The sequence below is a fragment of the Geobacter sp. genome (genome assembly GCF_027327745.1).
Lineage (GTDB): Bacteria > Desulfobacterota > Desulfuromonadia > Geobacterales > Geobacteraceae > Geobacter.
Map to the genome: position 1 here is coordinate 1 of NZ_DAHVYG010000065.1, position 12263 is coordinate 12263.

12 protein-coding genes, 1 tRNA gene and 1 pseudogene are annotated in these 12263 nt (G+C 61.3%); all 14 read right to left on the bottom strand.

The window, feature by feature from the left end; all coding sequences use genetic code 11:
• Positions 1-274 (bottom strand): annotated as a pseudogene (locus M6689_RS12235) (citramalate synthase); the annotation flags it as partial.
• Positions 275-384: 110 nt separating this feature from the next.
• Complete coding sequence (locus tag M6689_RS12240; protein ID WP_298272125.1) at positions 385-1602, bottom strand: aspartate kinase; 1218 nt, start codon at positions 1600-1602, stop codon at positions 385-387.
• A gap of 78 nt (positions 1603-1680) precedes the next feature.
• Positions 1681-2148 (bottom strand): tRNA (adenosine(37)-N6)-threonylcarbamoyltransferase complex ATPase subunit type 1 TsaE, encoded by a 468-nt coding sequence (tsaE, locus tag M6689_RS12245; protein ID WP_298272213.1) that lies wholly within the window; start codon positions 2146-2148, stop codon positions 1681-1683.
• 14 nt (positions 2149-2162) lie between these two features.
• A complete protein-coding gene (locus M6689_RS12250) occupies positions 2163-2612 on the bottom strand; it encodes a CBS domain-containing protein (protein ID WP_298272127.1) in 450 nt (149 codons plus the stop codon).
• 1 nt (position 2613) lies between these two features.
• Entirely contained in the window at positions 2614-4170 is a 1557-nt protein-coding gene (locus tag M6689_RS12255; protein WP_298272129.1) for an NAD(P)H-hydrate dehydratase, read from the bottom strand.
• Positions 4167-4547, bottom strand: a complete 381-nt coding sequence (locus tag M6689_RS12260) for a holo-[acyl-carrier-protein] synthase (RefSeq protein WP_298272131.1) — start codon at positions 4545-4547, stop codon at positions 4167-4169. The genes M6689_RS12255 and M6689_RS12260 overlap by 4 nt, the downstream gene beginning before the upstream one ends.
• Before the next feature lie 7 nt (positions 4548-4554).
• On the bottom strand, positions 4555-5274 hold the full coding sequence (locus tag M6689_RS12265) for a pyridoxine 5'-phosphate synthase (protein ID WP_298272133.1): 720 nt from the start codon (positions 5272-5274) through the stop codon (positions 4555-4557).
• Positions 5275-6630 (bottom strand): phosphoglucosamine mutase, encoded by a 1356-nt coding sequence (glmM, locus tag M6689_RS12270; protein WP_298272136.1) that lies wholly within the window; start codon positions 6628-6630, stop codon positions 5275-5277.
• 22 nt (positions 6631-6652) lie between these two features.
• Complete coding sequence (locus tag M6689_RS12275; RefSeq protein ID WP_298272139.1) at positions 6653-7048, bottom strand: CdaR family protein; 396 nt, start codon at positions 7046-7048, stop codon at positions 6653-6655.
• Positions 7045-7809 (bottom strand): diadenylate cyclase CdaA, encoded by a 765-nt coding sequence (gene cdaA / locus M6689_RS12280; protein ID WP_298272142.1) that lies wholly within the window; start codon positions 7807-7809, stop codon positions 7045-7047. The genes M6689_RS12275 and cdaA overlap by 4 nt, the downstream gene beginning before the upstream one ends.
• A 65-nt stretch (positions 7810-7874) precedes the next feature.
• Positions 7875-8660, bottom strand: a complete 786-nt coding sequence (gene folP, locus M6689_RS12285) for a dihydropteroate synthase (protein WP_298272214.1) — start codon at positions 8658-8660, stop codon at positions 7875-7877.
• Between the two features lie 95 nt (positions 8661-8755).
• A complete protein-coding gene (gene ftsH, locus M6689_RS12290) occupies positions 8756-10582 on the bottom strand; it encodes an ATP-dependent zinc metalloprotease FtsH (RefSeq protein ID WP_298272145.1) in 1827 nt (608 codons plus the stop codon).
• A gap of 130 nt (positions 10583-10712) precedes the next feature.
• Positions 10713-12104 (bottom strand): tRNA lysidine(34) synthetase TilS, encoded by a 1392-nt coding sequence (tilS, locus tag M6689_RS12295; RefSeq protein ID WP_298272148.1) that lies wholly within the window; start codon positions 12102-12104, stop codon positions 10713-10715.
• A gap of 62 nt (positions 12105-12166) precedes the next feature.
• Positions 12167-12243, bottom strand: a tRNA-Met gene (locus tag M6689_RS12300).
• Positions 12244-12263: the final 20 nt, after the last annotated feature.

The window sequence follows — 12263 nt, forward strand, 5'->3', positions numbered from 1 at the left end:
GCGTCTTCAGGTTGTGGTCCTTGTCGGGGGTAATCTTGGCCCGACGAGTGGAACCGAACGCCGCTATTTTCGCCTGCGAAAGTCTTTCCTTCTTGATGTCCTTGAAGAAGGCCACATCCTTGGGGTTGCTCCCGGGCCACCCCCCCTCGATGTAGTGAATGCCCAGCTCGTCGAGCTTGTGGGCAATACGCAGCTTATCTTCAACGAGAAACGAGATATCCTCCGCCTGGGTGCCGTCACGGAGAGTGGTGTCGTACAGTTTCACGAGGCTCATTGGTTCACCCTTTGAATGTATGAGATTAGATACGCAAATAGCGTTTAGCATCGCGATGGGCCACCGGACACTAGACGCTATCCGCAAAACGTTTCCTGACTGCGGTAGAGCTACTTGCCGGAGAGTCCGAAGGCGTCGTGCAGGACCCGGACCGCCAGTTCCGTGTACTTGGCGTCGATCACGACCGACACCTTGATCTCGGAGGTGGAGATCATCTGGATGTTGATCCCCTCCCTGGCGAGGGTCTGGAACATCTTCGTCGCCACACCGGCGTGGCTCCGCATCCCCACACCGACAATGGAAATTTTTGAAATGTTTTCGTCCTCGGCAATTTCCCTGGCGTTGATCTCCGCCGCCACTTCCCTGGTGATGGCGAGCGCCTTTTTGAAATCGGCCTTGGTAACCGTGAAGGTGAAGTCGGTTAACCCCCTCTCGCTCGCATTCTGCACGATCATATCCACCGAAATATTGGCGTCGGAAAGGGGCGACAATATCCTGGCAGCAATCCCCGGCTTGTCCGGCACACCCATGACAGCGATCTTCGCCTCGTTCTTGTCGTAGGCAATCCCTGAAACGAGAACAGCTTCCATGTCCTTATCCTCCTTGGTAACCATTGTCCCTGGATTATCATTGAAACTGGAGCGGACGTGCACGTCCACATTGTATTTCTTGGCAAACTCGACGGAACGGATCTGGAGCACCTTGGCGCCGAGGCTCGCCAGTTCGAGCATCTCGTCGTAGGAGATCTTCTCGATCTTTTGGGCGTCCTGGCAGATGTTCGGGTCGGTGGTGTAGACGCCGTAGACATCGGTATAGATCTCGCAGACATCGGCTTTCAGGGCGGCAGCCATAGCCACGGCAGAGGTATCGGAGCCGCCGCGGCCCAGGGTGGTAACGTTGCCGTCACGGTCGATCCCCTGGAAGCCGGCAACGACGACAATCGTTCCGTCCTTCAGATCGGCCCGGATCTTCGTGTCCGGAATCTCTTCGATGCGGGCCTTGCTGAAGGCACTGTCGGTAATCACCGGCACCTGCCACCCGTGGTAAGACTTCGCCTTGTACCCCATCGACTTGAGGCACATCGCCAGAAGCGCAATGGAAACCTGCTCCCCCGAGGCAACCAGCACATCGTATTCGCGGTTATCCGGAAATTCACAGATATCGTTGGCCAGGGCAACAAGCTTGTTGGTTTCACCGGACATTGCCGATACGACAATTACCATGTCGTTGCCGGCGTCGTATGTTTTGGCGACCCGCTTGGCAACGTTGCGGATGCGTTCAACCGACCCCATCGAGGTGCCGCCATATTTCTGGACCACCAGAGCCATCTACTGTTCCTCCTTTGCCGTGTTCAGTGCAGAAAGACGCCCGTTCGCATACAAAGCCAAGCGTATCCTGCCTTAATATCAGGATTCATTACGCCGGTCAAAACATTTTTTTAATAATGCCTCATAGTTCGGCCCGCGGGGAACAAAGTCGAGCCTGCGGGTGAACTCATCCACATGTTGGAGGGTCACATCCAGCCTTTCAGAAGGAAGCTCGTTCCCCAGGCGCTCAGGCCACTCGACGAGGCAGACCCCTTCACCGTGAAAGTATTCGTCAAAACCGAGTTCTACCGCATCGTCCCCCCCAGCCAGGCGGTAGAGGTCGAAATGATATAGAGGGATCCTCCCGACATATTCGTTCAGCAGCGTAAAGGTGGGGCTCGTGACGGGAACCGTCGCCTCGACACCGACTCCTGCCGCCACCCCCCGGGCAAAATGGGTCTTGCCGCTGCCGAGCTCTCCGTACAGGGCGACAAAAGCCCCGGCTGTCAGCACCCGGCCGAGGCGCTCGCCGAGACGCACCGTTTCGTCGACGCTGTGGGAAAGCATGGTAACCACGTAGTCTACTTCACCATGGTCTTGATGAGATCGATGCGCGAGACGATGCCGACGAGTTTCCTTCCCTCGACCACCGGCAGGGTGTGAACTTTCTTCGTGCTCATGATATCGGCGACATCGGAAACCGATGTCTCCGGCGTCACCGTTTCAGCCGAAGCGGTATAGATGTCCGCAACCGTCTGACCGGTCATCTTGTGCAGTTCCTTCTCGAATTTCTTCTCGCTCTCCAGGTAGAAGACCCAGTCGAAGAGGGAAATCACGGTCGGAATGTGCAGATTTCGATCCTGCTCGATCAGGTCGGACTCGGTAACGATTCCGATCAGGTTTCCCCCATCGTCCACCACCGGCACACTGCCGATGCGGCGGGATGTGAATATCTCGGCCAGTTCCCTGATGCTGGTTTCCAGCCTCACGGTGACGACGTCGGTCGTCATGATGTCCCGAACCTTCAGCATGTCATTCTCCCGTCTGTGAAATGAGATTGTGGAATGCCGAGGGGAGACATTCCTGCACATCGACCGCCGACATGCCGATCTCCCCCTTGCCGGCGGCAACGATGTCGGCTGCATGCCCGTGAATGAATACCCCCAGGCGACAGGCGGCAAAAGGCTCGTACCCTTGTCCCAAAAGCGCTGCAAGAACTCCGGTCAGCACGTCTCCCATCCCGCCCGAAGCCATGCCGGGGTTGCCGCTGCCATTGATCGCCATCCTTCCGTCGGGGGCGGCAACCACCGTCCTCGCCCCCTTGAGGATGAGATAGACGTCATACCGCGCTGCAAATTCACGGGCTACGCGAAGACGGTCCCCTTCCACTTCGGCCGTGGAGATACCGGCCAGGCGGGCCATCTCGCCCGGATGGGGAGTCAGGACTGTCACCGGCGCGCGTTTCCCCATCAGGACGTCAATCTGATCCGAGAGGGCGTTCAGACCGTCGGCATCGACCACGAGAGGAACATCGACCTCGGAGACGAGACTGCGAACCAGGCGGGCCGTCTCCGGATCCCACGAGATCCCCGGCCCGATGGCGACGGCGCCCTTACCTTCCGCCGCCTGCATTATGGCGGGACGGGCCCGCTCATCGAGCACCCCCCTCCCCCCGTCGTCCAGGGGAAGGGTCATCGCCTCGGTGGTCTTTATTTCCAGAATTGCATTGAGGGTTGCCGGTGCCGCCAGGGTCACGAGCCCCGCACCGCTTCGCACCGCGCTGTTCGCCGCCATGGCCGCAGCGCCGCTCTTCCCCGTGGAACCGGCGACGACGAGGCAGTGCCCGAAACTCCCCTTGTGGGCCTGACGGTCGCGCCTGCGCACAAGAAGCCGCGCCGCCTCGCGGTCGACATATTCGATCCCCGGCGCCCCATCGGCCACCTCGCGCGGAATGCCGATATCCACAATCCTGAGGACGCCGCAGTGATCGGTTCCCGGGAAGAGGACATGCCCGAGCTTTGCCAGGGCGAATGTCACGGTGAGATCGGCCCTCACCGCCACCCCGAGTACCCTGCCGGTCGTTGCATCGATGCCCGACGGGATGTCGACCGCCACGACGGGCTTCCCGGAGTCGTTGATCAGGGAAATGGCCTCGGCGTAGGCTCCCCGCACTTCGCTGCGCAACCCCGTCCCCAACAGGGCGTCGACCACGACGGTCGCCTGTTCCAGATTGGCGCGCCAGGGAGTGAGTCCCGAGGAAGGAGGAGTGAAAACGACCTCCGGGGGGGCGAGTCGATCCAGGTTCGCCCGGGCATCACCCGTGATCTCTTCCCGCGCGGCCAGAACGATCGTTTTGACCTGCCATCCCTGTTCCCTCAGGAGGCGGGCGATTACATACCCATCCCCTCCGTTGTTCCCCTTGCCCGCCACCACGAGAACCGTCCGCGGTCCCCCTATGCCGAAGGTCTCGATAATCGCATCGGCACAGCCCCGGCCGGCATTCTCCATGAGGACCAGCCCCGGCACGCCGCACTCCCGGATGGCGCGCCGATCCATCGCCTGCATGGTTTCGCCGGTAACAACCTTCATGCCCGCTCCAGTATCACCATCGCCACGGCGAAGGAGCCGTCGTGAGAAAGGGCTACGAACGTCTTCGTCAATTCGAGGTCCGTGAAGATCGTGAGCGCCTTGCCATGGAGTCGCAGTTCAGGCTTGCCGAGGCTGTCATTCACCACTTCCACATCGTGCCAGGTCATCCCCTCCCGCAAGCCGAGGCCGCAGGCCTTGAGGAACGCCTCCTTGGCCGCAAACCTGAGGGCATAGTGCTGGGCACTCCGCGCCTTGCCGGCGCAGTATTCGCGTTCATGCACCGTAAAGAGGCGTTCGAAGAGCCGCTCGTTCCCTTCCCCGAGCAAACGCTCGAAGCGGGTGATGTCCACGATGTCGACGCCGGTGCCGAAGATCACGTCATGCCTACGCGTACTTCACGAGATCGACCATGTCCCGCACCGCGCGGTCGAGCCCTGCAAAAACCGCCCGGGAGATGATCGAATGGCCGATATTGAACTCCTCGATGCCGCCCAGGGCCGCAACTTTCCGAATGTTGCAGTAGTTGAGGCCATGGCCGGCGTTGATCCCCAGACCGAGCTTGGTGCCGAGCTTGATGGCGTTCTCGATCCGCTCCAGTTCGGCGCGCTCGCTCTTCCAGTCCCGTGCCTCGGCAAAGGTGCCGGTATGGATCTCGATGTAGTCGGCGCCGGCCTTGCTGGCGGCCTTCACCTGGTCGGGATCGGGATCAATGAAGAGGCTGACGATGATGCCGCCATCCTGAAGCTTCCCGACGACCTCTGCGATCCCCTGGATATTTATCCGGACGTCAAGCCCCCCCTCGGTGGTCAACTCCTGCCTCTTCTCCGGAACGAGGGTGCACATGTCGGGCTTCAGCGTAAGGGCGATCCCTACCATCTCCTCGGTAGACGCCATCTCCAGATTGAGCCTGGTCTTCACGGTCTGGCGCAGCAGCTTCAGGTCCCGGTCCTGGATATGCCGCCGGTCTTCACGCAGGTGGACGGTTATGCCGTCGGCCCCGGCCATCTCCGCCAGCACGGCCGCAGCGACGGGGTCGGGTTCCACTCCTCCCCGCGCCTGCCGGATCGTTGCCACGTGATCGATGTTCACCCCGAGTTTTGCCACTTACTTCCCTCCGATATTATGCTCGACCAGATCGGCGATCTCCTTCGCCCAGCCGGTAATCTGGTACTTGTCCTGCCCCTCGAGCATGATCCGCAGCAGCGGCTCGGTCCCCGAATACCTGATGAGGATCCGCCCCTCGTCCTTGAGCTTTTCCTCGATCCCCCGAATGAGGGAGGCAACCTCGGGGATCGTCATGATGTCCTTCTTCTCGGCCACTCGCACATTCACCAGCACCTGTGGCAGGGGGATCATCACCTCGGCCAGCTCCGAAAGGGTCCGGCCGCTCCGACGCATGATGGCAAGGACCTGAAGCGCCGAGAGCACCCCGTCGCCGGTGGTGTTGTGATCGAGGAAGATCATGTGGCCAGACTGCTCTCCCCCGAGATTATACCCCTCTTTCAGCATCTCCTCCACCACGTAGCGGTCGCCGACGGCCGTCTTGACCACCTTTCCCCCCGCCCGTTTCACGGCGATATCGAGCCCCATATTGCTCATCACCGTCGCCACGAGGGTGTTCCCGCACAGCGTCTTGTTATTCAGCATATCGGTGGCGCAGATGGCCATGATGTGATCGCCGTCCACCTCGTTGCCGAACTCATCCACGAAGATCACCCGGTCGGCATCCCCGTCGAGGGCGATTCCCAGGTCAGCCCGGTGCTCCTTCACCGCCTCGCTGATGACCTCCGGGTGGAGCGACCCGCATCCTGCGTTGATGTTCGAGCCGTTGGGCTTCACGCCGATGGGTATCACCTCCGCACCGAGTTCCTCCAGAACCGCCGGCGCCACCTTGTATGCGGCACCGTTGGCACAGTCGAGGACTATCTTCATGCCGGTGAGATCCAGCTCTTTGGGGAAGGTGTTCTTGAGGAAGACGACGTAGCGCCCGACGGCGTCATCGATCCGGTATGCCTTGCCGACCTCGGTCGCAATCGGGCGGAGGGAATCGATTTTTTTCGAGAAAATGAGATCCTCGATCTTCAGTTCTATCTCGTCCGGAAGCTTGAATCCCTCGCGGGAGAAGAACTTGATCCCGTTATCCTGAAACGGGTTGTGGGATGCGGAAATGACGACCCCGGCGTCGGCGCGCATGGACGAGGTGATGTTGGCGATGCCGGGGGTCGGAAGGGGCCCCACCAGCAGGACGTCGACCCCCATGGAGCAGATCCCGGCGACCAGTGCGTTTTCGAGCATATACCCGGAGAGGCGGGTATCCTTGCCGATCACTATGCGATGACGCCGGTTGCCGTTCTTGAAGAGATAGGCGGCAGCCCGGCCGATCTGCATCGCCATTTCGGTGGTCATAGGGTAAACGTTTGCAACGCCGCGGACACCATCGGTGCCGAAGAGCTTTTTCATATGAACTCCTGCATAAACAGTCTCAGGGATTTTTTACGACAGGCCCCCGGGCGAGCACCACTTCGACCGAAGCGGGGCAAACCCGGGTCACTCGCACCCCGGTCGGGAGAGGAAGAGAGCGGTCGAAACCGGCGAAAAGCGCACGTCCTTCCCGGAGCCCCCTCATGTCGAGCGGCATGATAATCTTTTCACCCCGGAGCTTCAACAAAAGAATTTTCGGCCCCGAAATGGTCACCTGGAGAGCGGAGTGCTCCATGCGGGTAACAGCAACCCCGGGAGGAAGATTCCGGACGGCAAGGGGAACGGTGAGCGTCAGCTCGCCCGTGCGGTTACCGGCGACGGAAAGCCAGAGCGCAGCGGCGAGAACGAGCGACAGGATCTTGATGCCGGCATCCCTTGTCACAGTGGTCCATTTCATGTCAACCACCGCGGTTCGAGAAGACGTCTCAAGAGCTTGCGCAGCGCCCCGGCATCCGCTACCGGCGTTAGTTTCCCCCCGGCCGAGACCGACATCATTCCGGTCTCTTCGGAGACGACAAGCGCCACGGCGTCAGTCAGCTCGGTCAGTCCCAGGGCCGCCCTGTGCCTCGTCCCGAGCGACTTGCTGATGTTCGGATCCTGCGAAAGTGGGAGAAAGCAGCCGGCCCTGGTCAGTTTCCCCTTGCGCACGATGACCGCTCCGTCATGGATCGGTGAATAGGGAAGGAAAATGGAGGTGAGGATCTCGCTCGTGATCTTCGCGTCGATTTCCGTCCCGGTCTGAACGTACGGCATGAGCCCCATCTCACGTTCGACAATGACCAGGGCGCCGTGACGGCGGGCCGAGAGATTGGCCATGGCCCCCACCAGCTCGTCGAGCACCTCAGAGGCCTCCTCCTGATCCATTCCCCGCGCCGGGCGCGATCGCCCCAACGTGACAAGAAGACGGCGGATGTCGCTCTGAAAAACGATGACGAGAATCAGGACAAGCGAGCCGAAGAACAAGTCGAGCAGCCAGTGGAAGGTCTCGAGACCGGCCAGGGCGGATAAGGAGTAGAGGACAGCGAGGCAGGAGAGGACGGTCAGAAGGCGGACAGCCACCCCACCCTTCAAGAGCAGGATGAGCCGATAGATAAGGTAGGCGACTACGGCAATGTCGACGAGATCGCGCCATTCGAAAAATTGGAGAGAATCGGGCATCATTGCCACCAGACGGGAAGAGATACGATACGACCGTTTCCCGCCCGGCGAACCAGCGGGATGGCTCAGTCTGCAGGATACGCTATGGCATGGGCCATGTCGGCGACATCGCGCATCGCTTTGACGTCATGGACCCGGAAGATGGAGGCCCCCTCCGCAACACCGAGGGCCACCGTGGCCGCGGTCCCGAAGAGTCGCTCATCCACCTCGCGGCCTAGAACCCTGCCGATGAAAGCCTTGCGGGACGTGCCGAGAAGAACGGGGCGGCCAAGAGTGGCCAATTCCCGTATCCGGCGCAGAATTTCGAGGTTGCCCCCTTTGCTCTTCCCGAACCCGATGCCGGGATCGACAACCACCCGCTCGGCAATAATCCCGGCCGACTGGGCGATGGAAAGGGAATCACCCAGAAATGCGATGACCTCGGTGACGATGTCGCCATAGCCGGTACTGAGCTGCATCGACTCGGGCGTTCCGCGCGTGTGCATCACGACGAGGCCCGCCCCGGTCTCCGCGACGGTGGCGGCCATCTCCGCATCGAAGGTGAGGCCGCTGATGTCGTTCACGATTTCGGCACCGGCGTTCAATGCGGCGCGGGCGACGACGGCCTTGTAGGTGTCAACGGAAATGGGAATCGAGAGCCGCCCCGCCAGTGCCTCCACCACCGGAACAACCCTCCGCAGCTCCTCGTCGGCGTCAACCGGCGGAGCGAAGGGGCGGGTGCTCTCACCGCCGATGTCGATGATATCGGCCCCCTCGGCCTGCATCTCGAGCGCCCTCTCCACCGCACGGGAAGGGTCGAAGTACGCATTCCCGTCCGAAAACGAGTCGGGCGTCACATTGAGGATCCCCATGATGCCGGGGCGGCGCGAAAAATCGAAGGAACGCCGGCCAAAGGTCCACAAACGTGCTGTTTCGCTGCAAGACCGAGGGGATGGTACCGAAGGAGTCATGGGGATTCGAAAGAAGCCCCGGTGGCTGTTTTCGCACGTCCGGCGTCGATGACCCGGTCGACCTCTTCGCCACTCAGGTTTTCCTTCTCGATGAGCTGGAGGGAAATATCGTGAAGGAGGTCGACATTTTCCCGAAGCAGTGTCTTCACCCGACCGTAGCTCTCCTCGATGAGACGCCGGATCTCGACGTCGATCTCCACGGCGGTCGCCTCGCTGTAGTTCTTGTGCATCGACATGTCGCGGCCGAGGAAGATCGACTCCTCCTTCTTGCCGAAGGTGACGGGGCCCATCTTCTCGCTCATCCCCCACTCGCAGACCATCTTGCGGGCGATTTCGGTGGCACGCTCGATGTCGTTCCCCGCGCCGGTGGTGAGGCTGCCGAAGATGATTTCCTCGGCGGCGCGACCTCCCATGAGAACGGCGATCCGGTTGAGGAGCGCCTCCTTCGAGTAGCTGTGCTTGTCCTCGCTGGGAAGCTGCATCGTGACCCCCAGGGCGCGCCCGCGGGGGATGATGGAGACCTTGTGGACCGGATCGGTGCCGGGAATGAGCTTGGCGATGAGGGTGTGACCGGCCTCGTGGTAGGCGGTATTCTTCTTCTCCTCCTCGGAGATGACCATGCTGCGGCGCTCGACCCCCATGAGCACCTTGTCCTTGGCGTCGTCGATATCCTGCATTTCGACGACGCTCTTGTCCTTGCGGGCGGCAAGAAGCGCCGCCTCGTTCACCACGTTCGCCAGATCGGCGCCGGAGAAGCCGGGAGTCCCCCGGGCAATGACGGCGAGGTCGACGTTGGGCGCCAGCGGGGTCTTCTTGGTGTGGACCTTGAGGATCATCTCCCGTCCCTTCACGTCGGGCTGCGGCACAACCACCTGGCGGTCGAAACGGCCGGGACGGAGCAGCGCCGGATCGAGAACGTCGGGACGGTTGGTGGCGGCAATCAGGATGACACCCTCGTTGGACTCGAATCCGTCCATCTCGACCAGGAGCTGGTTCAGGGTCTGCTCCCGCTCGTCGTGCCCACCGCCGAGACCGGCACCCCGGTGACGGCCGACGGCATCGATCTCGTCGATGAAGATGATGCACGGAGCATTTTTCTTCCCCTGCACGAACAGGTCGCGGACCCGTGACGCCCCGACGCCGACGAACATCTCCACGAAATCGGAGCCGGAAATGGAGAAGAACGGCACCCCGGCCTCACCCGCCACCGCCCGGGCCAGAAGCGTCTTGCCGGTTCCCGGAGGACCGACGAGAAGCACTCCTTTGGGAATGCGGCCGCCGAGCTTGGTGAACTTCTTCGGATCCTTGAGGAACTGGATGATCTCCTCAAGCTCTTCCTTGGCTTCGTCAACCCCTGCCACGTCTTCGAAGGTGATCCGTCCCTGGGCTTCGGTGAGAAGCTTCGCACGGCTCTTCCCGAAGGCCATCGCCTTGCCGCCGCCACCCTGCATCTGCCGCATGAAGAAGATCCAGACCCCTACGAGGAAGAGAAGGGGGAACCAGGAGATGAAGATCGAGAACCAGGAGACCTTTTCCTCCTCCGGCTTGGCGGAGACGGTGATCTTCTTCTCGATGAGCTTATCGGAGAGCATGGCGTCCATCGGCTTGTAGCTGCGGAACTCCTTGCCGTCAGTAAACTTGCCGATGATGTCGCTTCCCTGGATGACGACCGAATTCACCTTCCCCGCATCAACGGCGGTGATGAAATCGCTGTAACTCAGGCGTTCGGCGGTGGTGCGCGGCTTGTTGAAGAGGTTGAAGAGGAGGATCATCATCAAGCTGATCACCAGCCAGAGCGCAAGATTTTTGTAAAATTGGTTCAAGGCTACCCCCGAGGAATGGATGGGACGATCGGCCCGGTGTCGGTCACCGCAGCGGACGCCCTCTGCGCGAAGTGTCTGAATAATTGAAAAAATCTATCATAACGGACACCGGTTGACAAGTGATTTCGGGTCACTGCAGGGGCCTGTGGCGGACTTCTGCGCGGGCCACGCGAGTGGTGTCGGCGGCGATCCGGGCGCCTTCGCCCACACGGTATCCACAGACCCAGATCAACTCGCCGCCGCTGAAGACGAGGGGGATCCTCCGCCGGCCCCCCCGGGGCACCTTCTCGTCGACAAAGAGGTCCTTGACCTTCCTGCTCCCGCTCATGCCGAGGGGATGGATGCGATCCCCCGGCCGGACCCCCCTCACCAGCCAGGGGAACGGCACGCGTTCGAGATCGAAGCACGCCGCGTGTGGGGGGAAATCGAAGACCTCGGGAGGAGGGCCAACCTCCACGAGCAACTCGCCCCCCCCCGGCAGAGGAAAGGATCCCGGCCCGTCGATGAGAACCTCGCCCTCGAACTCAGCCGTCTCCACAGCCTTACCGACGAAGAGTGTCCCGTATGCCCTGGTGACCGCTACCCCGTCCGGGAGCGTGCAGGAGAGATTGGGCCTCGGCGAACGGACGATGTCGTCAATCTGTCTCACATGGCTGAAGGCAAGGCGGGCGAGATCTCCCTTGACCATTTCTACGCAGCAACGGTAGATCCGGTAGCGGATCCCCCGCGGCTCGCGAAGCAGCGCCTCCAGATCGAGCGAAAGCCTCCCATCGACGTTCCCTCGGCTGATCCGCTCGAAGACGGTTGCCGTTGCACACTCCAGCACCTCCTCGTCGGCGGCCAGCAGATCGGCCGTCACCACCAGGCGGCGGGAGATTTCGGGATTGAACCGGGCAAGAGCCGGAATGAGCTCATGGCGTATCCTGTTGCGCAGAAACGTGATGTCGGCGTTGGATGAATCGATCCGGAAGGATAGCCCCCGGGCCTGGAGATAGCGCTCGATCTCATGGCGGGTGAGCGCGAGGAGTGGTCTAACGTAGCGGTCCGCCGTGTGCGGGGCCATGGCGGAGAGCCCCGTCACCCCCGCACCCCGGAGCAGGCGCAGCAACAGGGTTTCAGCCTGGTCGTCGGCATGATGGGCCAGGGCCACGGACGATGCTCCATAGCGCCCGGCAAGCCGGTCGAAAAATCCGTACCGGCAGCGGCGTCCGGCATCTTCCAGCGACAGGCGCTCACGGCGGCTGAAACCGCGCACATCGGCCGTCTCGCTCTCGAACGGGAGAGCGTAGGATGCGGCAAGACCGGCGACGAACCGCTCGTCTTCGTACGATTCATCCCCGCGCAGAGAATGGTTCAGATGGGCAACGACAAGCCGCAGGCGCAGTGCGGTAAGACCGGCGAGAATATCGAGGAGGGCTACCGAGTCGGGACCGCCGGAAACGGCGACGACAACCGTGTCTCCGGGGGAGAAGAGCGCATGCTCAGCGACAAAGGCGTGAACTTTCGAGAGGACCGTTTTCACCTGAATGCTCCAGGCTCACAACGAAAAAACCCCTCTTACGCAAAGAGGGGTTTGCTGAATATTGGTGGCGGTGCAGGGACTTGAACCCCGGACACTACGGATATGAGCCGTATGCTCTAACCAGCTGAGCTACACCGCCGCAAAGAGACGTGTTTAATA